At 52.3% G+C, this 23,481-nt stretch carries 17 protein-coding genes and 1 pseudogene; 5 read left to right on the top strand and 13 right to left on the bottom strand.

Translation table 11 applies throughout. From position 1 onward, the window contains the following. Positions 1–47: 47 nt before the first annotated feature. The 3 genes from MK323_09280 to MK323_09290 all read right to left on the bottom strand — a co-directional run bounded on the left by MK323_09280 (position 48) and on the right by MK323_09290 (position 3,121). A complete protein-coding gene (locus MK323_09280; GenBank protein ID MCH2482351.1) occupies positions 48–1,004 on the bottom strand; it encodes a hydroxymethylglutaryl-CoA lyase in 957 nt (318 codons plus the stop codon). Beyond that, entirely contained in the window at positions 988–2,220 is a 1,233-nt protein-coding gene (locus MK323_09285) for a CoA transferase (GenBank protein ID MCH2482352.1), read from the bottom strand. Before MK323_09285 ends, MK323_09280 begins: the two co-directional genes overlap by 17 nt. 97 nt (positions 2,221–2,317) lie before the next feature. Continuing rightward, positions 2,318–3,121, bottom strand: a complete 804-nt coding sequence (locus MK323_09290; protein ID MCH2482353.1) for an alpha/beta hydrolase — start codon at positions 3,119–3,121, stop codon at positions 2,318–2,320. Positions 3,122–3,353: 232 nt separating this feature from the next. Between MK323_09290 and MK323_09295 the strand changes: the two genes are divergently transcribed. Continuing rightward, a complete protein-coding gene (locus MK323_09295; protein ID MCH2482354.1) occupies positions 3,354–4,751 on the top strand; it encodes an amidase in 1,398 nt (465 codons plus the stop codon). A gap of 43 nt (positions 4,752–4,794) precedes the next feature. Here MK323_09295 and MK323_09300 read toward each other — a convergent pair whose 3' ends face one another. The 4 genes from MK323_09300 to MK323_09315 all read right to left on the bottom strand — a co-directional run bounded on the left by MK323_09300 (position 4,795) and on the right by MK323_09315 (position 7,478). Further along, positions 4,795–5,673, bottom strand: coding sequence for a redoxin family protein (locus MK323_09300; GenBank protein ID MCH2482355.1), 879 nt, complete (start codon positions 5,671–5,673; stop codon positions 4,795–4,797). 61 nt (positions 5,674–5,734) lie between these two features. After that, positions 5,735–6,181, bottom strand: coding sequence for a hypothetical protein (locus MK323_09305; protein ID MCH2482356.1), 447 nt, complete (start codon positions 6,179–6,181; stop codon positions 5,735–5,737). Positions 6,182–6,208: 27 nt separating this feature from the next. Then, positions 6,209–6,928 carry an isochorismatase family protein gene (locus tag MK323_09310; GenBank protein MCH2482357.1) on the bottom strand — a complete coding sequence of 240 codons (720 nt, stop codon included), beginning with the start codon at positions 6,926–6,928 and terminating at the stop codon, positions 6,209–6,211. Positions 6,929–6,965: 37 nt separating this feature from the next. Next, positions 6,966–7,478: a hypothetical protein gene (locus tag MK323_09315; GenBank protein ID MCH2482358.1), complete on the bottom strand. Its 513-nt coding sequence runs from the start codon at positions 7,476–7,478 to the stop codon at positions 6,966–6,968. A gap of 314 nt (positions 7,479–7,792) precedes the next feature. On the opposite strand from MK323_09315, the gene MK323_09320 reads away from it, so the two are divergent. From MK323_09320 to MK323_09335, 4 genes are all read left to right on the top strand, one after another. After that, positions 7,793–9,859, top strand: a complete 2,067-nt coding sequence (locus MK323_09320; protein ID MCH2482359.1) for a hydantoinase/oxoprolinase family protein — start codon at positions 7,793–7,795, stop codon at positions 9,857–9,859. Between the two features lie 14 nt (positions 9,860–9,873). Next, positions 9,874–12,174, top strand: a complete 2,301-nt coding sequence (locus MK323_09325) for a hydantoinase B/oxoprolinase family protein (GenBank protein MCH2482360.1) — start codon at positions 9,874–9,876, stop codon at positions 12,172–12,174. 82 nt (positions 12,175–12,256) lie between these two features. Continuing rightward, the gene (locus MK323_09330; protein MCH2482361.1) at positions 12,257–14,821 is read left to right on the top strand and encodes a hypothetical protein; all 2,565 of its coding nucleotides are present in this window, start codon (positions 12,257–12,259) and stop codon (positions 14,819–14,821) included. 24 nt (positions 14,822–14,845) lie between these two features. Continuing rightward, positions 14,846–15,934 (top strand): ABC transporter ATP-binding protein, encoded by a 1,089-nt coding sequence (locus MK323_09335; GenBank protein MCH2482362.1) that lies wholly within the window; start codon positions 14,846–14,848, stop codon positions 15,932–15,934. An 88-nt stretch (positions 15,935–16,022) separates the two neighbouring features. Here the strand turns inward: MK323_09335 and MK323_09340 are convergent, their stop codons facing one another. The 6 genes and pseudogenes from MK323_09340 to MK323_09365 all read right to left on the bottom strand — a co-directional run bounded on the left by MK323_09340 (position 16,023) and on the right by MK323_09365 (position 23,468). Next, on the bottom strand, positions 16,023–16,850 hold the full coding sequence (locus MK323_09340; protein MCH2482363.1) for an ABC transporter permease: 828 nt from the start codon (positions 16,848–16,850) through the stop codon (positions 16,023–16,025). Positions 16,851–16,852: 2 nt separating this feature from the next. Continuing rightward, positions 16,853–17,839, bottom strand: a complete 987-nt coding sequence (locus MK323_09345; GenBank protein MCH2482364.1) for an ABC transporter permease — start codon at positions 17,837–17,839, stop codon at positions 16,853–16,855. 301 nt (positions 17,840–18,140) lie between these two features. Further along, complete coding sequence (locus MK323_09350; GenBank protein ID MCH2482365.1) at positions 18,141–19,430, bottom strand: extracellular solute-binding protein; 1,290 nt, start codon at positions 19,428–19,430, stop codon at positions 18,141–18,143. Between the two features lie 137 nt (positions 19,431–19,567). Next, a complete protein-coding gene (locus MK323_09355) occupies positions 19,568–20,029 on the bottom strand; it encodes a hypothetical protein (GenBank protein MCH2482366.1) in 462 nt (153 codons plus the stop codon). Between the two features lie 169 nt (positions 20,030–20,198). After that, a complete protein-coding gene (locus MK323_09360) occupies positions 20,199–21,254 on the bottom strand; it encodes a hypothetical protein (GenBank protein MCH2482367.1) in 1,056 nt (351 codons plus the stop codon). A gap of 453 nt (positions 21,255–21,707) precedes the next feature. Then, positions 21,708–23,468 (bottom strand): annotated as a pseudogene (locus MK323_09365) (hydantoinase B/oxoprolinase family protein). Between the last annotated feature and the right edge of the window lie 13 nt (positions 23,469–23,481).

A 23,481-nucleotide genomic window follows, 5' to 3' on the forward strand; every position in this document is an offset into this window, starting at 1 on the left:
ACTTTACTTTTTCCTCAGATCGATTCAGATCAACACCAGCACATCGTTCAGGCTTGAACAGAAGAAGCCACCTGACGAGCGATCACGTCGTCCGGGAATAAACCGGCCTTCATGACCTGTCCCGGCAGTGGATCATCGAAGTAGCCTTCTACCCAAGTCGCCACATTGATCAGCTGCGGCAGATCAATACCCGTTTCATAACCCATGTTGCGTAGGATATAAACCAGATCTTCGGTCGAAATATTACCGGTCGCCCGGGGTGCGAACGGGCATCCACCGATACCGCCAACAGAAGCATCAAGAATACGCACGCCCGACTCCACTGCGGCGACCGCGTTTGCTATTCCTGTGTTGCGGGTGTTATGGAAATGACAGCCGACAGCGACGGAGTCGCCCAGCGCCGACTGCAGCGCCTCCACACGCTGTCGAACCTGACTGGGCACCGCACAACCGATCGTATCGGCCAGCAGAATCTCGTCTACACCCAGGGCCTGCAGGCGAATGCCGATATCAACCACCGCTGAAGTCGTGACCTCGCCTTCAAACGGACAGCCAAAGGATGCGCCAATTACTGCCGAAAACACTTTGCTGGATGCATTGACCCGGCCAGCGATCGACTCCAGGCCGGTCATCGTCTCAGCGATGCTTGCCCCCTGGTTTTTTTGGTTGAAAGTCTCACTGGCGACCACCACGTAGCGCACCTCGTCGACACCCGCATCGAGTGCCCGTTCTACACCTTTCATATTAAGTGCAAGCCCTGCAATCCGCACGTTCACCTTGCGCTCTATCTGCGCCATGACTTTTTCCGCATCCGCCATTTGCGGCACCCGCTTTGGATTGACAAAACTGACCGCCTCGATCCGCTGGATACCGGTATTCGCGAGACGATTGATAAGGTTAACTCGCTCAGCCACGCTCCAAATACGTTTTTCGCTCTGTAGCCCGTCACGCGCAGCGACATCACACACAGAAATACGGTTCTTACCGCTAGATGATGCCGTCATTTTTCAGCTCCTGTAATTCAGCCTGGGTCATACCCAGCAGGCCGCAGTAGATCGCTTCATTGTGGGCGCCGACTTCAGATGAACCCAGCCACGCGGTCTCGCTCTTGGTTTCGCTCAGCACCGGAACAAAACCTGGCACCGCAATATCGCCAAGCTCATCATCCTGGTAACGCTGGATCATATCGCGGGCCTGATAGTGCGGGTCATTGGCGATGTCTTCTATCGTATAAATCGGACCGGATACCACGCCATACTGATCCAGTCGTGTATCCAGTTCGGTCGCTGTCAGTTCACGTGTCCAGTCGGCAATCCGGGCATCGAGTTCATCACAGTTCTCTCCGCGCGCCTGATGCGTATTGTATCGAGGGTCATCCGCCAGCTCCGGCTGCTCCATCGCATCACACAATCGTTTGAACATCGTATCCAGATTTGCCGCGATAACCACCCATTTTTCATCTTTGGTCGGAAATATATTCGACGGTGAGACATTGGCAAGGCCGGTGCCACTGGGCTGCCGGATAAAACCGACCTTGTCGTACTCCAGCAGTGCACTTTCCATCATTGCAAAGCACGACTCGGTGATGGAGGCATCAACAACCTGACCCTTGCCCTGGCCAATGGTATCGCGCCAGTACAATGCCATTAGCACTCCCTGGGTCGCGAACAAGCCAGCCAGAGAATCACCCAGGGATATACCGGTTCGTGGGGGGGGTTGATTCGGAAACCCATTGATATATCGAAGTCCACCCATCGCTTCACCGACACTGGCGAAGCCCGGTCGGTTCGAATAGGGACCTGTCTGCCCGAAACCGGATACACGCGCAATTACGAGCCCGGGGTTGATGGCATGCAGCGCCTCAGGCGCGAATCCCCACTTTTCCAGCGTTCCCGGCTTGAAATTCTCGACCAGCACATCTGCTGTTTCTATCAGCCGGCGCACCAGATCCTGACCCCGTTTTTCCCGAAGATTAGCCGAGACGGTTTTCTTGTTCCGCGCAAGAATTGGCCACCAGAGACTTCGACCCTTGTAACGATGATGGCCCCAGTGCCGCATGGCATCACCCCGACCCGGGCTCTCGACTTTGATCACCTCGGCACCAAAATCGGCCATACGAGATCCGACGAAAGGCCCGGCCACAAGCTGTCCCATTTCGATCACCCGGACGCCGGATAGTGGCCCCTTCAACCGGTCATCAGCAGACGTGTGTTCAGCCATCAGCGCATCCTTACAGCGTGTCGTGGATCGTGTGATTGTATAGAAAGCAGCGGTTCTATTCCCATTGCATTGTTTCCGACCGTTACTGCCATCCTGCTCAATGCTTTTCGAGAAAAGAAAACAGAATATTGCAAAACTCAATCTTCTGGGCTTTGCCCGCAACCACATGTGCCGTGTTTTCCATCGTCACACCTTCAGCGCCAGAAATACCCTGTTCAATCGGCAACGTGGTTCGTGGGCTGGTGACCATGTCCTTCGCTGCATGGATCACCAGCGTCGGTGTAGTGATATCTTTAAGTCTATTGGTCGTATCGTGTGTAAGGCAGGCATCAACCAACCGTTCGTGGGTCACATAGTTGTCTCTCAGTTCGCCCCACTCGCCGTCCGGACCAAGCAACCGATGCTTGTTCTGGTTGTAGAACTCCGGCAGAAAGGAGTAGATACAGACGAACTGCTGAAAAGCATAGAAACCGACTTCCCGATGCACTGTTCTGAACAGTTTCAGCTGATCACGAAGGTAGTCATCAACCGACGACCATGCCCCCATATTCACCATGCTTCTCACCAGTTCAGGTCGACTCAGTGCAACCTCCTGTGCCACACCACAACCCATACCGACCAGGCCGATGAGATGTACCTGTTGCCAACCCAGTTGATCAAGCAGACCGATAAGATCAGCCGCGTAAAGTTTCATCGAGGCGGGAATATGCAGATCATCTCTGGATTGAGCGATACCGCGATAATCAAAAACCAGTACTTGATATCTGTCGGTCAGTCCCCGGGCCAGGCCGCGACCATCTTTGTGACAATAAGTCCCCCAGCCTCCCATACAGACTGCGGGTTCACCTTCACCGTGTATCTCGTAGTACACCTGAATGTTATTGACTGTGGCAATAGGCAACTTAATTCTACTTTTGTTTTCTGTATCGCCTCTGTAGAGTTGGCATCGCCAGCCATCGCGTCCGTAGCGCGCATCGGGCCCTGAATGCCAAATCCAACCGACAGCTCGGCATCTTAAAAGGTAAGGGTCACCCAATTCAACCAAAGAGGTACGGCAACGCACTTGGCACGGGGCCACCTGTGTTATGGTGACTGACTCTGGCTGAATACTACAAACGTCGAGGTCTAGCGGCGTGGATACCTCTGTCTTTTCTCGGACCATCCAGGAACAACGAAAAGCCCTGGTTGAGGATCGCCTGTCGTCTGTCGAATTGGTGGCGCTCTATCTGGCCCGTATAGATCGATTTAACACCAAGTTAAATGCTTTTGCGGCAGTTTTTGCCGAAGAAGCGCTGCGAGCAGCGGCAGAAGCGGACGAAGCCAGGGCACTTGGTAAATCGACTGGCGTATTGGAGGGGATACCCTTTGGTCTTAAAGACATCATTGAATACCAAGACCACCCTGCGAGCTGGGGCAGCCGTGCGCTGGAGGGTCGGCGGTCACCCATGTCCGCCACAGTGGTGCAAAAGCTGCAGGACGCCGGTGCCATTATCATTGGCAAAACCCAGTCAGTTGAGTTTGCCTTGGGCGGCTGGGGCACCAATCAATATTTGGGTGCCCCCTGGAATCCATGGGATCTCGAAACCCATCGCGTGCCCGGTGGGTCCAGCAGTGGATCTGGGGTTGCCGTCGCGGCCGGATTGATCTCGGCTGCCCTGGGAACAGACACGGGCGGATCGGTACGACTGCCGTCCGCTTTCTGCGGTCTGGTTGGACTGAAACCCACTTTCGGACGAATCTCCAACCATGGTGTCATGCCGCTGTCACACACACTGGACACGGTCGGTCCGCTGGCACGCAGCGTGGCCGATGCGGCCCTGATTTATGACGTTCTCCAAGGTCCGGATCCCAACCACACCGATACCCTTTATCAACCGCCCGATAATTCGCCTCTTGAACTGAAAGAGGACCTTGCTGGTTTTTGTCTTGCCGCTTTGCCTGACGAGGAAAGGCGAGTCTGTTCCGATGATGTGAATCACGCTTACGATCGCACGTTGAAACACGCCGAAGATCTAGGTGCAACAATTATCATCCAGGGGCTACCCCACTCGTTTGAAACCTACCGCAATCTCTCTAATGTTGTGATCAGTGCGGAAGGCTATGCCCATGCCGCTGAACTGGTTGACCAGACTGACCTGCCGATTGGCGATGCAACACTTCAAAGGATCCTACCGGGAAAAACCTGTTCAGCCAGGGATTACCTGAATGCCATGATGCAGTTCCAGCACTGGCGGGCAGAATTCAAAGCGCAGATGGCAGGGATCGATGCCCTGCTGACACCAACCACCACCGGGCCTGCTATACCCGTCGTCGACGTCGATGAACAACTGCTGCCCGCTCACTACACACGGGCTACAAACGTTTTGGGACTGTGCGCTCTGGCCATTCCCAATGGCCTGTCGAAAGAAGGACTCCCTCTATCGCTGTGCGTACATGGTCATCCATATACGGAATCCACAATACTCAGAATCGGCTGGTCACTGGAACAACAGTTCAAGGCACTGGTACCGTCACCCCCTGGTCTGGGCTGAATCTATTTGACGAATCAACGACCGGACCGAGCCGGAAACAGCGCTAGAGCAACGCCAGCATATTAGCGGCACTGCTGCTGCCCACAATCGGGCCGGCCTCAACATTGAAATGCCTGATGACCCCATCATCCAGGATCATGGCATAACGCTTGGAACGCTTACCCAGACCAAAATCAGCGAGATCCAAGGCCAGACCCATTGCCCGAGTAAAGCTGCCGTCACCATCAGCCACCATACGGATGCGCCCCTTCACCTCATGCGCCTGTCCCCAAGCATCCATCACAAAGGGATCGTTGACTGCAATACAGACAACACTGTCTGCGCCCCGACTACGTAAGTCGGCGTAGTTGTTTAGGAACCCGGGCAGATGTTCAGCTGAACAGGTCGGTGTGTATGCCCCGGGCACGCCGAACAACACCACCTGCTGACTGGAGAAAAGTGTTTCGCTGCGTATGATTTCTGGCGCCTGTTCAACCAGCTCAAATACATTGGCATCGGGTACCTGATCACCGATCAAACGTCTTGAATCGAGATAGCTCAGCAGGTCTTCCAATTCAGTCTTCAGAGGCCGGCCAAGTGACCACTTCACCACCCTACCAGCTGGATTGATCAGACAGAACTCGGGTTTTCCTGTCCCAACCAGCTTAGGCTTAAGTTCAGCGATAAGTTGACCGTCTGGATCACTCAGCACGTCAAAGAACAATTCAAAACGATCTGCAAACTGTCGATTCGCAGCCGTGTTTTGCCGGGTTACGGTGATGATCTTAGTATTACGAGCTGTAAATTCGGTGTAGTCCTCGCCCAACCAGTTCCAGACCTCTGAATCACCTGGCGCAGGAAATCCATCCAACCATAGCACCAACACGTGATGCCCTGCGTTATCTGCAAGTGCCGTCGGTATTCCGTACTGATTTGTAGGCATATGTTTCGAGGCCGCTCGCATCGATGGAAACCAAACCTTCCGATGTCCTGGGAATTGATGCTCAGAGATACTCGATACACTGCCTCAAGGCATCGTCTACAGCAGACTCGTAGGCGGCGGACTCCGCCTCTCGCTCGTTTCGATATTCACCGTTCTCAGTCGTGGGAATCATCGCTGAACCGAACTGCGCTTTATGGATTTTATGGCTGAGCAGTTCGAGACGGCACAACACAATCACTTCGTTGTCCTGTCGACGACGATCTCGAATCTCATAACGCCAGGCATCGGGAAAATGCTGATTAAGCCACACGGCGGATTGCCCTTCGCCAATACTCTGTCTATCCAGACCTTCTGACCAGGTTGATTCTTCCTCAATCTCGGCCACCTGGTTGACCGACCGGGGCGGTGTTGCACCTGACTGGCCGTATAACTCATTCAGTTGCTGTCGGTTACCTTCGATCAGCGCATCGAATGAGTCGAGTAAATCGCGAGTTGAACCGGGGCTCACTGTTTTTCCTTTTCTAACTGGCTAACTTCAACTGCTGATAGACGTTGGCGGTGCAGCCTGCCACCAGCCGCGAAAATCATTATCCGCTTCTGCCGCGTCACCACCTTCTTCTACGAGTGAGCAAAGATACGACAACACGTCCTGTTCGGATTCAACATCGCAGTATTTGGCATCCATATCAAACAGGTTCGCGTGGTGGGGCCCATCGGCCCGATCACCAACGCCCTCACGCACGACAATAGTCTGAAATCCATATTGCAGAGAATCGACGGCTGATGCCCGAACACAGCCGCTGGTCGTACAGCCGGTAATGATCACGGTGTCCACACCCATTCCACGAAAATACACATCCAGCTCAGTCCCGAAAAACGAGCTGGCAAATTTCTTGACGATCACATGTTCACCTTCTTGCGGTGCAATTCGATCATCGATCTCAACCAGGTCTGACCCTTCCACCAGTATCGACAACGAGGGTACTTTTTTTATAAACACACCGGCATCACGGTAGTCCGGCTGATAGGCAACCGTCGTGTAGACGACAGGCAACCGGCCTCGGCGGAATTCAGTCAGTAGCCTGGCCGTCGTCGCCAACTGCTGGTCAAAGTTCCCACCCAGAGGGGACTTGGGGTCGGTGAATCCATTGCTGAAATCGATAATGAGCAGTGCCGGCTTGCTGCCATAACCAGACCGACCTGCAAGCCCTTTGCTCAAGTAGTCCTCACGAGTGCTGTCCTGCCAGTCGTTCATTACTGCTATCCAAGTTCCTCAGAAAATACGATCAGGCTTACCTTGAAGCCCTGGGTGGTGTCCATCGGTGACGCCAACCGAGTCTGAATGCCCTTACGACCCGATGCAATAGATAAAAGAGCACTGCCAAAACAACCAACAGGAAGATCGATAACAGGCGGCGGCCAAACTCCGCATCAATGACAGAACCGTCATTCATGAGGTGAACGCCCAGCATCTCCACCGCCTGAATAGTTGCACCTGCACACAGGATGACAGCCACCAGTACAGCGATCTGTAAAGTGTCAAAGACCAGATCCTGTGCATTCGATTCTGTTACACCTTGGAATATGCTCTTTCTGAAAGACTGCCAGTGAGACACCGCAAAACTGACTACCGCCACAAGAGAGGCAAACCAGAACAAAATATTCGAAAAGTGTATGCGGGGAATGTTGTCGAGCAGATACTGCTCGAATGGTCTATAAAAAAGCAGGAACATGATCAATATGACAATTACAACCAACCCGATCCACGAACGCGGCTCCTGCCACCGGCTTTTAGCTTCTTCCATCAGTGTACTGACCCCCTCGTTGTGAAATACCGGGATTGATGTCTGTCCAGGCCCAGCCTAGCTCATATGCCAGTCACCAATGATAATTCAAGGACAGAACAAAGCCAAATTCTTGCCCAAGCCTGGACCTGCGCTGAGTAAGCGCCCTGATCCAAGACCGATCAGAAAGATATCCCAGGCCCTTCTTTTCCTTGTTAGGCCTTCCAGCAAGTACCATTCTGTTGTAGATTTGTTTAGTTACAAACGGCAGTTAATAAATAACAGTAACTCGAAGGATGGGCCTCGGCCCGCACTTCAGGGAGACTTAATCCGGCATGTCTATTCGCCTGGGCATTGATGTTGGCGGTACGTTTACAGATTTACTTCTTTTCGACGAGGGGAAGGAAACGTTCCACCTGCATAAAACCCTGTCAACACCGGAAGACCAGTCTGTCGGCATTCTGGACGGTATACGCTCGCTTCTCGATCAGGCAAACCTCTCACCGGACGATATCCAATCCATACTGCACGGGACGACGGTGGCAACCAACATCGTGCTGGAAGAAAAAGGTGCCCGAGTTGGACTGCTGGTCACAGAAAACTTCGAGCAAGTCCTGCATCTGGCACGTTCGCAGACACCTGGGCCGTTGGCCGGCTGGATCACAATGGAAAAGCCACAGCCCCTGGCGGATCTAGAACTGACACGAGGCGTACCGGAACGGATCAACGCACAAGGTGAGATCCTGCAGCCACTCGATGAAAGTCGTGCGCGAGAGATGACAGATGAACTTGTCCGCAATGGTGCGGATTCAATCACGATCTCACTTCTTCATGCGTATGCGAACCCCGTTCACGAACTAAGGCTCAGAGACGTTGTTGCGAGCGCCTATCCGGACCTGCCTATTTCTCTGTCATCAGAAATACTGCCGGAATTTCGGGAGTATGAACGCACGCTGGTGACCGTCATGAACGCTTATGTCAGACCCGGCATGCGGCGTTATCTTGATAATTTTCGTCATAAACTTGAAAACGAACGATTCAATTCCCGACTCCACATCGTGAGATCCGACAGCGGTCTGATGGGTGTAGAACGAGCGATGGAATTGCCCGTCTACACCTTGCTTTCCGGCCCTGCCGGTGGCGTTGCCGGCGCCGCACATGTGTCGGGGCTCGCCGGATTCCCCAATGCTCTGGGGTTCGACATGGGTGGCACTTCTACCGATGTTTCTCTTATTCAGGACGGTGAGCCCACCTCGTCCCGTCAAACCTCACTGGGTAGATACCCCGTTAAGATTCCGTCGATCGAAGTACACAGTGTGGGTGCGGGTGGCGGCTCGATCGCACACGTACCGATGACCGGCGCTATTCGCGTTGGCCCCGAAAGTGCCGGCGCTTTCCCGGGGCCAGCCTGTTATGGCAAAGGTGGTACTGCCGCCACGGTGACTGACGCCAACGTCGTGTTAGGACGACTCCCCGAATCTCTGCTGGGTGGCCGTATGCCACTGGACACCAAGGCAGCCGAGGATGTAGTTGGCGCCTTAGGACACCCGCTCAATCTTGACCTGTACGAAACCGCTCAGGGCATTATCGATATCGTCAATGAAAATATGTTTGGCGCTTTGCGGCTGACCACTGTTCAGCGGGGGCTGGACCTGCGCAACTTCAGTCTCGTGCCATTCGGTGGCGCCGGCCCTCTGCATGCGAATGCGCTGGCAATGCTTGGTCAATGCTACCCTATCATTGTGCCGCTGACACCCGGTGTATTGTCGGCGCTTGGTTTTCTCAATTCGAGTATCCGCCATGAAGCGTCTCGGACGTTGATCCGGAATCTCGATGATATAGAGCCGAACCGTATTGAACAGATCACATCACAACTCGAAAACAAAGTCGGGCAGTGGCTGAAAGAGGAAGGCATCGCCCTTACTGATCAGGCCATCCGATATGAGATCGACCTGCGCTACCTGCCTCAGGGCCATGAACTGTCGCTCATGTTTCAGGTACACGATCTAGAGAACAACCTACAGACGCTCAGAAGTCGCTTTGATACCCGGCATCAGGAACTCTACGGCTTTCAGGTTGAAAGCCCCGTCGAAATTGTCAACCTGCGGGTGATTGGAATCGGCCAGGTCGCGGACATCAAACCACCCAAGATGGTGGAGGAAAGCCCTGACGCGTCAGCGGCAATGACCGATGAACGACCGGTCTATTTTGACAAAAAATCCCATACAACTGCGGTCTACGAGCGGAATATTCTGAAAGCCGGCAACGAAATAGCCGGTCCCGCGCTGATCAGTCAAACGGACTCGACGACGCTGGTCCATCCGGACCATCTGGCCAGAATCGATGAATACCTCAATCTTGTTATCAGTCCGATAACCGAGTCAACGCAGGCGACACATTAGAGAGAAGACTGCCCGTGAGCAATAAATCTTTATCCCTCGATGAACTGGTCAGAGCCAATAAGGACCAGTTTGATCGGATATTCAGTCACCAGATGCAGCAGACGAACCTTCAGAGCGGCTTCGAAGCGATACGCAGTGAAACCGGCGTAGCGGGAGAAACACGACCGGTCGTCGCATCGGCTTCTGACAGCAATATCGTCAACATTCTAAATCAGCAATATGGCGACGACTGGTCGCACGAACTGATCGAACACACCACAACCGGTAATGAACTACGGGTCGTTTGCAGACTGCAGGCCGGCGGAATAACTCAGACACAGAGCGGCACTGCCCAGGTCAGCGGCAATATTGGCATTGCCGTACAACGCGCTACGAACAACGCTCTCGCGCAGTGTTACGCCCAAATCGACACCGCGAGCAGTAGCACCGCAAAGAAACAAGAGCCCCGATCTCCGGTCGGTGATGCCGCACCAGTGCGCGCGGCCGTTCCCACAGCCGCGATGCCTCTGCAGACAGGTCGTCGGGCCAGACCTGGCCAACCAATCGACGCCGTAACCCTGGATCTCATTGAAAACGCACTGAGAAATGCACGACATGAAATGGATGCTGTTCTTTTTCGCTCGGCGATGTCGCCGGTGATACGCGAACAGCATGACGAATTTTCCATGATTACAGACCCAAAAGGTCGAATGATCGTGGGTCAATTCGGGTCGTACGTGGCAGAAATGCTGCGGGAAAATCGGTTCGACCTGGCGCCTGGCGATATTATCCTGCAGAGCGATCCCTACCAGTGCGGCGGTGCAGTCAGTCATATCAACGACTGGCTCGTCCTCATCCCGATCTTCCACAATGATACTTTGGTCGGCTTCAGTTCAATGTTTGGCCACATGATGGACGTCGGTGGCCCCGCTGCAGGCAGCATGCCGACCACCGCGCAATCTATTTTCGGCGAAGGTATACGCATTCCGCCAATCAAGATCTATGACAGAGGTCAGCTGAATCAGGCCGCACTTGATCTTGTGCTGAACAATACCCGTACGCCTGACATGAACTACAGCGATCTGATGGCAATCATTGCGGGAAGTCGTACCGGTGAAAAGCGTGTGATCGAGATCTGTCAACGCTTCGGCACTGAAACATATTTCCAGGCTTGCGAGGAACTGCTATTGCGCACCAATCGGGCGATGCGCCAGCTGATTGTCCAGAACCTGTCGACTGAACCGAAATCGTTTGAGGACTACGTCGATGATGATGGGTGTGGGAATGGTCCATTTAAGCTCAAACTGACAGTCTGGCGCGAAGGTGAAGACGCCTACTTTGACTGGACCGGTACGTCGGATCAGGCACCCGGTCCAATCAATTTCTACCTGCACGAGGGGATGTTCAAGATGTTCATTGGCGTTTACATGATCATGGCGTTCGATCCTCAAATCCTGCTTAACGACGGGTTCTATGACCTGATCCATGTCAAGATGCCCAAAGGATCGGTACTGCAGCCTGAGTTCCCGGCTGCCCTGGGATGCAGGACCCACGCCCTGGCGCGCCAGTTCGATGTCCTCGGTGGCGCGCTGAGCCATAACGCACCGGAGATGGCGACCGCGGCCGGCTGCGGCTCGAGCCCGCATTTTCTATACTCTGGCGTCGCCAGCGACGGCGCTCCATTCCAGTTGATGGAGATCCTGTACGGCGGTATTCCCGGACGTCCGCTCGGAGACGGTATCGATGGGCACTCGTGGTGGCCTCTGTTTGAAAACATTCCCACAGAATACCTCGAGACCTACTTCCCGCTTGTGATCGAAAGTTACACCAGCATCTGTGACTCTGGTGGTGCGGGGAAGCACCGGGGTGGCAATGGTGTGGAAAAAATATACCGTATTCTCGAGCCGGGCGAGATCTCAATCCACGATGACCGCCACCAAAGTCACCCCTGGGGGATTCTCGGTGGAAAACCGGGCGCCTGTTCAGCAAAATGGCTCGTACAAGGCGATGGCGGCCGTAAGCCGCTACCCTCAAAGGTCGACCATGTCGGGGTTTACCCAGGTGATAAGATCATCTTCCAGACAGCAGGCGCCGGTGGCTGGGGTGACCCTTTAGAGCGAGATAGTGAGGCCGTCCAGAAAGATGTCGTCCGCCGACTCGTCACTATTGAAGTGGCACGGGAGGCCTACGGTGTCGTACTCGACCCTGCAACGCTACAGACCGAAACGAAGGAGACCGAGGCTTTACGCCAGAGAATCCGAAGCACACGAGGAGTGCCGACTGTCTTTGACTTCGGAAAGCAGGTTAAAGGAGAATTGGGATCAATGACGTCCTGACCCGAACAGCAGGTTAACAACCTACCAAGGCGTGAGAAATCAAGCGTAAAACATTAATGAATTCAAACCGGTAATACGACCCATGACAATAGAAACATTCATTACTCTGGTGATCCTGGCCGTTATCGCGGTCGCGATCTTCTACATCATCTCGGTCTGGGTGTACAAACGTGCCCCTGCAAACATGGGATTTATCCGCACAGGCTTTGGTGGCACCAAAGTCTGCTTTGGTCAAGGCGCTATGGTGTTTCCAGTATTCCACGAGATCACCTGGGTGTCGCTTGAGACCATAAAACTCATTGTCAGCCGTTCACGGGATCAAGCCATACTTACCGCCGACAAGATCCGCGTGGATGTGGTCGCCGAACTCTACACCCACGTTGGACATAGCGAGGATGACCTGCTGACTGCGAGCCGAAGCCTGGGAGAGAAAACCTTCGACGCCGACAATATCCGAAACCTGCTTGAAGCCAAGATTATCAGCGCCTTACGCAGCTATGCTGCCACGAAAACACTGACCGAGCTACATGAAAACCGGGATGTGTTTGCCAGGGACATCAAAGGCTACGTGCTGGAGAGCTTCAAGGTTAACGGACTTACTCTAGAAGAAGTCACCATCGTGACCATGGAACAAACAGGAAAAGAATACTTCAAGACCGACAATGTGTTTGATGCAGAGGGTCTGAAAATCATCACCGCCATCACGTCCAAAGCCAAGCGGGAAATCCACGAGACGGAAAAGAAAGTAAGTGTGGCTATCCGCCAGAAAGAACTTGATACGCAACTCGAACTACTCGAAATTGAACGCCAGGAAGCGTTTGCACGGGCTAATCAGGACAAGGCCGTCTCCAATGAACAAGCGCTCCGGGTCGGTGAGAAACAACGTTATGTGCTTGAACAGAAAATAGCAGTCGAGGAAAAGGAGATTCATAACGAGCAGATACTCGAACAGCTGCGCACAGAGCGCGATATTGCCCTTATCGAGGAGGCCCGCAAACGTGAAGTGGCGGAAATCGATAAGACGCGTATCACGGAACAGGAACGTCGTGACCGGGAGATACACCTGATCGGAAAAGCCAAGCAGGAAGAACTGGCCAATATCCAGCGGAATTTAGACCTCGAAAAGGCAGAAAAAGACCGACAGATCGAACTGCACGAGAAAGCCAAGGAGGAAGAACTGGCACAGATTCAGCGTGACCGTGCGCTAAATAGCGCGCTCAAAGACAAGGAAATCCAGTCGATCTCTAACGAACGTGAACGAGAGCAGGCTGAGATACAGCGACAAACAGCCCTTGCAGCCGAGGAGGAAAAAGCACGAGAACAACGGAATCAAGCCGCCGAAGCCGCTGAAGTAGCCATTCAGAAACAGAAGCTTGAGAGCCGCCTGGCCCTGCTTGAAGTGGATAAAGACGATGCGTTCGCATCAGCAGCTCAGGAAAAGGCTGTTGCGGAAGAACAGGCTCGTGTCCTCACTGAAAAGCAGCTTTTTCTCCTGGAGCAGCGCTGGCAGGTCGAGAAGGAAGAGATCCAAAAGGAACTTTCTGTGGAACAGGCACAGATCGACAAAGAATCTCAAGTACTGCTCGATTCTCAGAAGAAGGAAACTGCCGAGGTCCAGCGCTCACTGGCCCGCCAGCGAGAAGAACATGACCGTGAGATCGCCCTGGCCGCGAAACAGATGGAGCTAGAACAGGCTGAAGCCAAACGACTTGAGGCCACCGCAACAAGACAACGGGCCGAACACGAAGCCGAATCAGTTCGCCACGTGGCTGATGCAGAACGTCAGCGAATCATCGACCTGATCGAAGCAGAGAACAATGCTCGAACACGTCGAGTTGAGGAAGAAAACAAAGCGCAGATTTCAAAAATGCACATGCTGGCCCAGGCCGAAGCCAGAAATGAGGCCGCTCAGCGGGAAGCCGATGCCACACTAACCCGGGCGCGAGCTTCGAGTGAAGCCCAGCAGATCAACGCTTTAGGCATAGAAAAAGAAGCAGCCGCAAAAGGACGCGCAGAAATGGAGGTCGAACAACTGCGAGTTCAAAATACCCAGCGTATGTTAGAAGCAGAGGCCAGCGGTATTGAAGCCAAAGCTGACGCATTAAAGAAATACAACGACGCTACCATGTTTCTCGAGTTATCTAAAATGCATATCGAAGCTGAACGGCATGTGCGCAGCGACCAAGCCAAGGCCATGGGCAATGCCTTGCAGGGCGCTCAGATCCGCATGTACGGTGGTAGCGATGATGGCACCATCGACAGCATCCGCAGCCTGTTCACCTCCGGCTTCGGCATCGGTGAGGCCCTTGAGGGTCTTGCTCAGTCAATGCCTGAGGGTTTGCGGCAGCGATTTGCAGAAAACGGTATCCGCGGGCTCTTCGGTGCCCCGAACGGCTCCGGACGTTTCCAGCACGCAGTGTCCGAAATTGGAGAACTACTGGCCCAGACACTAAAAACAAAGAAAAGCAGGGAGACTGCCGGCTTCAACGATGCCATGTCGCAACTCAAAGAGGCAGCCGGGTCCGACAAATCTAAAGCAGAGGCGGTTTCGTTGCTGTCCGATTTCAACCAGGCTGGTGTATTTGATGATGTACCGTTCGAGACCGTCTGGAGTTTGTTGTTGGCCACCTCAAAAAGCGTCGGCTAACCCGCCGAGCGCGGTTACGCCGTCATGCCCGAGTACGACGTCGCCCTGACCGACGTCTGTAAGACTTTTCCCGGGGACACCCGGGCCGTGATCAATTTCACTGCTGAAATAGAGCATGGTGAATTCGTGGCCCTGCTCGGCCCAAGCGGCTGCGGTAAGACAACAATCCTACGGATGATCGGCGGCATCGAAGAAGTCACCTCAGGCACGATTTATCTCTCTGGTACGGACGTTACGGATCTACCGCCGTCGCAGCGGGACACTGCAATGATGTTCCAGAGTTTCGCTTTATTTCCGCACCGTACCGTTTTCCAAAACGTTGAATTTAGTCTCAAAATGCGAGGGCAATCCTCATCCGAAAGAGTAAAACCGGTCTGGGACATTCTCGACATGATCGGTATGTCCGACCTTGGGACCCGCTTTCCCCGCGATCTCAGTGGTGGACAACAACAGCGTGTTGCATTGGCAAGAGCGCTGATCAGTCGGCCTACCGTCTTGCTTCTTGATGAGCCGCTTGGATCGCTCGATTTCAGCCTGCGTCAGGCCATGATGGTAGAACTCAAAAAGATCCAGCAAAACTTCGGGATGACATTTGTAATGGTTACGCACTCACAACAGGAAGCGTTATCGATGGCCGACAAAGTCATCGTCATGAGTGATGCCGTAATCCAGCAGATCGGAACGTCTCGGGATGTTTATGAAAGACCTAAGACAAAATTTGTCGCTGAGTTCATCGGTAACAACAATCTTTTTTCAGGGACGGTACGATCACGAAGTGGATCAGTTGTCATCCTACAGCGGGATGATCAATTGTTCTATATCGCCGAGCATGGTTTTACTACCGACATAAGGATCGGCTCCGAAGGATTTTTTTCTGTCCGTGCCGATAAGATGAATACCAGTCAACATAAAGACATGGCTAATCAGATCACCGGCAAATACATTGCAACCGAATATATTGGTTCACTTGAAACCGATGTATTCGAAGTTTCCAACAATCACTTCGTGCATGTGGAACAACACAGGGATGCGGTCAGACGGAACTATTCTTTGGGTCAGCAAGTTGAGATCTTCTGGGCGGCCGGCGATGGGGTTCTTCTGACTAATATGTAGTTAAAAAGCACAATACTAGTTATCAATGTGCAGAGGATTGTTAGTACTTTTAGTAGCAAGTAGCAGTGCGGCTGGCCCAATAATTAATTTAGTGGGTCCTGCGATAAAGAATACTGTAAATCACCAAGAATAATCCGATCATCAGCAACGAAAATATGGTCGAGGCTGTACCTAACGCGAATAGGGTCGGGCGAATTCTCTGCGTCATTGAAGCATTGATATCCAACGGCAGCGTGTTGAACTCTCCAGCCAGCAATGTTGTTCTTGCAAATTCATCATAGGACAGGGTGAAGCCAAACAACCCGGCAGCAACTATTCCAGGAAGGATTATTGGGAAAGTGATCTCCTTAAATACCGTCCATTCATCGGCACCCATGTCACGAGCTGCTTCTTCCAGGCTGACATCGAATCGATTGAACACAGCCATCATCACCAAGAACCCAAATGGCAGTGTCCATACAACATGAACACCAAGGCCTGAAGACCACCACGCTGCCGGTATGCCGACCTCTCGCAGTAAGGTCGCTAGGCCGAGACTTAAAAGAATACCTGGCACCATCAAGCCTGACATCACTGTATAGAAAAGAACATTAGATCCGAAAAACCGTTTACGAAATGCCATTGCCAACATGGTCGAGAAAAGTGCTGTAATGACCATGACTATCAAAGCGAGAATTAGCGAACGCAATAATGCACCCTGCATATCGCCCACTACTGATGGTTCGACCAATTTCTGCCACCAGTAGAAACTCGAACCTCTCATCGGAAAACTTGTACCACCACGTCGACCCTGAAATGACAATATAAACATGGCTATCATCGGCCCATATATAAAAATCAAAAACAGTCCGTAATAACCACTGAAAAGTGTGGTGCCCAATGCCTGTTTTCGTTTTTGCTTGCTCCAGCGTGCCATGATTACAATTCCTTTCGAATATTCACCAAGCGAAGAATAATTACTACGCCGAGCATCATTGCGAGCATCAACATAATTGCGTTTACAGCGGCAAAAGGGTAATTCGCTATCGCATAATAATTCAATATGACGGTACCTACAGTACTGGTCTTGCCACCAAAAACTACCACAGCTGTCGCAAATTCGCCCATAAGCATTACAAAAATAAAAATCATTCCGATGGCGACACCAGGAAGAGACAGCGGCAGAATGATCTCCCGGAATATTTGAAACGCCGTTGCACCCATATCACGCGCAGCCTCGATAATATCTGTATCAATCTTAGCCAATGAAAAGAAGATGGGGCCAACAGACAAAACCACATAGAGCTGAGTCAAAGCAGTGGTGTAACCAAATTCCGAGTAAAGAAGAAAATCCACTGGTTTATCAACAAGGCCGAGAGAGAGTAATAATGAGTTGAGTAAACCTCGTCTGCCAAGCATTGGCAACCAAGCAACCGCACGGATCAGATAGCTGGTCCAAAAAGGCACCATGCACACCATAAACAGTGCCATCTGCCACTTGAAACTAGTTACTCGCCGGGCGAGAAAGTAAGCAATTGGATAGCCAGTCAACAGGCACAGCACCATAACTTCCAAGGTATAAGCAAAGGTGCTACCCAGAGTGCGAATAAACACACTGAGTTTCAAAAAGTTTCGGTGTTCTGGATCAAAAAATCCCTCCGAAGAAAAATATTCACCATAATTTCCGATATTAAAACCAGGCTCTAGCCCATAACCCGTTGAAGTCCACAAACTGAAAACAAAAATACTGATAAGTGGTATCACCAAGAAAATCAATAACCAGAGAACACTCGGAGCGACCAACCATGACACTGGAAAACCTTCCACACGCTGGCGACGTGAACTAGCATTTGGCAATGCCTGCTCGGTTGGCTCAGGTTGAACTCCAACTAGACCTGGGTGGTTTGATGAAGTTACCTGACCCATGACTCACCTAGCTCTACTTTCACGAGTAAATTGATCGACAATAGAAATGACACGGAAACAAGATGCTTAAACCTGTTCTTCATTATCTCTCTTAATCATTCTGTGATACCACATTCCACATTATTTTGAAAAGTCCGGTAGAAAAAAAGCGGCGCCTCAACAGCCCAGCTGAACAGGCCAAATTGAGTCGCCGCTTGCAATTTATCTCCGCTTGCGGACGTTAGTCGCGTGTCACCTCAAAATCAGTGCTACTGACTGTGTATAAATCACTTCAAGCGTTCATTGGTGCGGAGGAACAACATCAAGCGGTCAGGAATTCAGTCCAGCGCTTAACCAAATAGTCGTTCTCTTTCATCAACGAATTCCAGACACCGATGTTAGAAAAGCGGTCCAAGTAAGACCCACCGTCGCGTACTTCCCCCTTTGGCACCAATGGATTACCAAACGGATCCATAAGCTCTTTCGCTGCCGCCTTACCCATGTACCAGTAGTCCCACTCTTCAGGCTCGAGGTACTTTTTAACATTCTCAGTTGGAGACATGTAGTATCCCTGACGGGCAACGAATGCCCCTGCCCATCCCTCCAGCCACCAATTGATGTACTCATAAGCTTGATCGAGCTTCTTGCCGGATACTTTGTTCGAGATCGAAAGCCCACCATGCCAACCTCGGTAACCTTCTTTGAGATCTGCATAGACACAGGGGACACCTTCAGCACGGATCGCCGTCACCGCTGGCGACCACAAACTCTGAACAACAACTTCGCCCGATACCATGAGGTTGACTGACTGTCCAAACGTTTCCCAGAAGGCCCTAAAATGGCCTTCGCGTTTCTTCTCAATGAGAAAATCCATCAAAATATCGATTTCCCCGCGTGTCATATCACCTTTGTCTCCAAACTTGACCAGACCTATGGCCTCCGCTCCCATCGCTGCATCCATCACTCCGATTTGCGGCACGTTCAGCAGTGCAACGCGACCCCGGAACTTCTCGTCAAAGAGCGATCCCCAGCTCTCCAGCTTTCCACCGGTCTCTTCCGGGTTGTAGCCCAGGGTGTCCGCATTGTGCCAAGTTGGAACAGCCGATACCCAGCGTGTCGGACCCTCAACCAAGTCACCACTTTCGTTAAGCCACAACTTACGGAAAGGTGCATCACCGTCACCTTCCTTAGAATCAGGCGTCAACTTACCGGTCTTGCTCAGATCAGAGATCGAATCCCATTCTTTGACCCGCGTCGTATCTGTTGGATGCCAAACTTTTGCGGGAATAAACACGTCGAAGTCATTGTAGTAACCTTCAGCGATATCGTATTGATCGTTCTGGTTCAACATCTTCCCGAACATAGCGCCATAACCAAGCGCCTGACCACGAATCTCAAACCCCAGATCCTTCGACGCCTGACTTTGAATCTCGTTGATGATGCTGACACCAAGTCCAATGGTGCGCAAAGGTTCATTTCCCGTTGATATGTACGGGAAACTGGCTGCCACGGTGCCCGCAGCCACAGCTTTTGCCGTCGTCCCCATAAACTGCCGGCGGGTTACTGCGGAACCGCTTTTAATTGCAGTCCGCTTTTTAATATTATCTACCATCTTCACTGTCCTCCATAGTTTACTGCGTTGAGTCTGTTACATCGGCAATCAGAACTCTGTTCCGTACCGACACCCCCATCCTGCCGTCTATCCTACATCTCTTTACATCCATTCTGCCCAGCCTGCCCCGGTACTGATCAGGCGTGAGCCGGTCGTATCAACTTCAACAACCAGAAAATAACACAGAAAATGCCCGTTATGGTCACCAAGGCAATGGTTGCGGCAATTCTTTTGCCAAAATTTGAATCGAACGCGTAGCCGTTCTGGAGTAAATACACGCACAAGTTTTGAACAGCCTGCAGAGTTGCTCCGCCACTCAGCAAAATAACGATAAATGTTGAACCACGAAGAGAAGTTAAAACCATTGATTCAACACTGCGCTGCTGAACGATATGAACTTTGTAAGCATGCCAGTGGAACGTGCAAAACCCGATGATGCCGATGATGAGGGCAACCCAGAATATCGCATTACTGTAACTGACCCCGGTTAACACCAAGGTGAACAGATCTTCAAACGGCTGGAAGAAATACAAAAAAATCAATACCAGTATGAGCAGGAGAAATCCTACTAACGTCCAGAACCACTGCCATCCTGCCATCGCCACCTCACCTGCACGTCTAACTCAGTCTAAAGCCTCAGCCTTACCTGAGACCTGCTCTATTCTTGATTCCCCCCACAATTATTTCCCCGCGAGGGCCTTAGTAATCTGACTCAAATTGGACCCGATTACAAGCGACAGGGCAGTGCTTTGCCGGCATCGCCATCCCTTAGGGTGCGGCACCCAATAACAGGATACCGTAAAGAACGATAAAAACTGTGTCGCGAACCGCACCACCACCCTGCCTTTGCGACCCCCGGGTGGCGATCAAAGCAATGATCTCAATGACCATGAATAGGATTGCCAGAATGGCGAACGGCCAAACCGAAGACCACCAGGGTAGGGTCTCAACTACATCCTCGACTGCATGAACCCATTGCCAAATGTAGAGCAGAACGGGTGTCAAAGCAAAATAGCCGTAGGCAACGAGAAAGCGGTATCGAGTAACCTTCCGATCCACCAGCCAGAACACAAAAAAGAAAAGAACCAGGTTCAAAAGATCCCAAAACAAAGCATTGTAGGACTCGGCTGCAGCGAACTGGATCAGATTTAGGAAGCCAAGAAACACAAGAAAAACTGCTGCATCACAAAATACCCATTCTCTGAACGGTTCACCTTTAGCCTTGATCGACCAGGCTCGTGTTGCTTTGTCGAACAACAGAACCAGTGCCACACCCAGAACAGCCGGATAGATCAGACTGGCCATCAATCGATACTGGCCGACCGTGTCCACATACACCCAGTTCAGGACCAGAAACGCCAACACCAAAACGAGTAAGCCAAGTAAACGAGTACCAGCCGGTGTCTGGACAGGATCAGGCGCCGACGAAGCCGAACCCGACTCGGTTGCAGCCACTGGTTTGTCCGTCCGACGACGAGCAAACATACCGATCACAAACGCGACCAATGCCCCCAGGCCGACGACCATCATCGCCACCAGAAAGATCATCGATCGGGTCCCTCCCCGCCAGGCAGTCTCGTGTGCTATTCCTGAGGGGTACAGAAAAACAATCACCACGATCACTGCAACAACCAGTGCAACCAGTGCCAAAACTGCGAGTAGGTATTCAAACCAGCGTTGACCTGAGGAAGGCCCGCTTCCAGAGGTGGTGTCGACAGATAGCCCTTCTTTATTGCGTACCACAAGATAAATGACGAATACAACCACGCCAATCAGGGCGAGAGCGGTCATCACCAGGACAAACGTCAGCGGTTGTGTTTCCAACAGCGTAACTCCGAATTAGTAACGCAGCATCAGTCCAACAGTATTGGGCACCCACTCAAAATAGAATTATCAGTCGTTTTGCAGAAGTTTTTGTGCACATTTAACAAAGCTCTGTTCAGCCGCAGTCTGTAGCCGCTTCCCAGCAGAATAACCCGCCCCGGCATGTTCATGTGTGCCGGTCTCGCTGGCATAGGCCCCGTTGGCCCGCAATTCGCCTCGCACCTCGGTCAGGCTACGATTTGACGTATGGTAGACAATGTCGAAGCTCCAGTTGTCCCCGAACGTACCACGCAACTGGGAGATCGTCGACGCCACAGTCTGATCGGCTTCAAGAGACTTTGCGGGCTGCACAGGCTCGGATACCCGGGCACCAACACGGTCGCGCTGGGCGGGTGTCTCCCTGGCTACTTGTTGCACCTTGCGCTCTGGCGCTGAAGTGGTCGCCAGCGGTTGGCTGCGCATCTGCGTCCGTAGCGATTCTGTCGCAGACTCGTCCACGGTTTCCGTGGTGAGATCTACGACCACGCCGTACGCTTTTCTCGCGTGTTCAACCGTGCAGAAATCATCCAGAACGTCTTCGAGTACCTGACTTGCCGGGCGTTCGAGCGGATCGCCATAACCACCGCCGCAGGGTGCATAAAACGCATGCACATCGCCAGCATTGATTTTGATGCCCGAAAACTTGGCTGGCATATCCTGGATATTATCGGGATCTGACACATTGTAGATCTCGACTTTGCCGGTTGCACCTGGCCCACCACCAAAAATACCCCAGGGGACATCGTGGTGCCTTTCGTTCTCGTGGGTAATAAATGCGTCAGTCAGAACGCGCTGCGACTTCACGACACCGATCCCACCCCGGTAACGGCCCGCACCGGGCAATACGTCGTCACGCAATTCGTACCGATCACAGATCATTGGCAGGTGAATGGCCAGGTCTTCGAGGGGATTATTCCGGGTATTGGCCATCAGGTTATCAATACTGTCCGGACCGTCAGATCGCGGGCGTCCACCGTAAGCCCCTTCGTTTACCTCCAGGAAAACCCAATAATCACCAGACGGCCGGATACCGGAGTACGACACAAATGACAATGATGCCGAACTGCCAGCGATAATCTCATCCGGCAGGACAGGTGCCAGTGCCTTATAGATCAGATCGATCATGCGATTGCACTGCGTAAATCTGGCCTCAGCTGCCGCAGGAAACTTTGGATTGAAGATTGAGCCCTTGGGCGCGATCACTTTGATCGGTCTGAAAGACCCTTCATTTGAGGGTACCTCGATCTCGGACGTATGCGCATCAAGCAGCAGGGAGCGAATTGCGCAAAAACACGCCACTTTCGTCGATCCGTCAAAAGGCACATTAAAACCCGTTTCCACCTGGTCGGCCGATCCTGTGAGATCAATTTCTATGCCATCGCCCTGGATCCGGACGCACACCTTGATTGGCAGCCGGACACCTCTGTTTTTGCCATCATCGTCAAGAAAGCCTTCGGCACGGTACTCACCGTCCGGTATTGTTTCAATCTTCTGCCGCAGTATTCGCTCGGTGTAATCCATCAGCTGCTGCGTTGCTGACAGTATCTGGTCTTTGCCGTAGCGTTCCATCAGTTCAACAAACCGTCGCACGCCCAACTTCGCCGAGGCGATCTGGGCTTCGATATCGCTCTGTAGCTGTTTCGCCGCCCGGCTGTTTCGACCCAGGAACTCCCACATGGCCTCATTGCGAACACCTTTCTCGTACAGCTTGGTACCGGCAAATAACATGCCTTCGGCAAACACATCTGGAATGTCGATAATCAGACCCGGAGTTGCCGCCCCGATATCCAGGTGATGAGCCGTGTTCGCCGCGAACCCGACCAACTCTCCCTTATAAAAGCAGGGAATAACGATCGCGAGGTCTGGCGAATGGCTGGCACCATAGTAAGGATGGTTATGGAGAACGACATCGCCTTCGTTCCAGGTGCCCCCCTGCAGGGTTTCCTGAATGCCATATAAGTATCCCGGTAGAGATCCTATATGCAGTGGTGTTGATTCGGATTCACACAGGGTATTGAAATCGGTATCGAAAAGACCTGCCCCAAGGTCTTGCGACTCACGAATGATCGATGAGAACGACATCCGGTACAGAATATGGCCCATCTCCTCGGCGATGGTATCCAGCGCCCCGCTGATAACCTGCAGAGTGATCGGATCGAGTTCGTCTGACGGCATAGTGTACTGTCTC

The sequence above is a fragment of the Gammaproteobacteria bacterium genome (genome assembly GCA_022450155.1).
In the GTDB taxonomy this organism is placed as follows: domain Bacteria; phylum Pseudomonadota; class Gammaproteobacteria; order Arenicellales; family UBA868; genus REDSEA-S09-B13.

Excerpts from the sequence above, each read along its gene's own strand:
- MK323_09345 (MCH2482364.1), bottom strand. The coding sequence starts at position 17,839 with ATGGGTCAGGTAACTTCATCAAACCACCCAGGTCTAGTTGGAGTTCAA.
- MK323_09310 (MCH2482357.1), bottom strand. The coding sequence starts at position 6,928 with ATGAACGACTGGCAGGACAGCACTCGTGAGGACTACTTGAGCAAAGGG.
- MK323_09320 (MCH2482359.1), top strand. The coding sequence starts at position 7,793 with ATGTCTATTCGCCTGGGCATTGATGTTGGCGGTACGTTTACAGATTTA.
- MK323_09335 (MCH2482362.1), top strand. The coding sequence starts at position 14,846 with ATGCCCGAGTACGACGTCGCCCTGACCGACGTCTGTAAGACTTTTCCC.
- MK323_09280 (MCH2482351.1), bottom strand. The coding sequence starts at position 1,004 with ATGACGGCATCATCTAGCGGTAAGAACCGTATTTCTGTGTGTGATGTC.
- MK323_09315 (MCH2482358.1), bottom strand. The coding sequence starts at position 7,478 with ATGGAAGAAGCTAAAAGCCGGTGGCAGGAGCCGCGTTCGTGGATCGGG.
- MK323_09330 (MCH2482361.1), top strand. The coding sequence starts at position 12,257 with ATGACAATAGAAACATTCATTACTCTGGTGATCCTGGCCGTTATCGCG.
- MK323_09355 (MCH2482366.1), bottom strand. The coding sequence starts at position 20,029 with ATGGCAGGATGGCAGTGGTTCTGGACGTTAGTAGGATTTCTCCTGCTC.
- MK323_09300 (MCH2482355.1), bottom strand. The coding sequence starts at position 5,673 with ATGCCTACAAATCAGTACGGAATACCGACGGCACTTGCAGATAACGCA.
- MK323_09285 (MCH2482352.1), bottom strand. The coding sequence starts at position 2,220 with ATGGCTGAACACACGTCTGCTGATGACCGGTTGAAGGGGCCACTATCC.
- MK323_09340 (MCH2482363.1), bottom strand. The coding sequence starts at position 16,850 with ATGGCACGCTGGAGCAAGCAAAAACGAAAACAGGCATTGGGCACCACA.
- MK323_09350 (MCH2482365.1), bottom strand. The coding sequence starts at position 19,430 with ATGGTAGATAATATTAAAAAGCGGACTGCAATTAAAAGCGGTTCCGCA.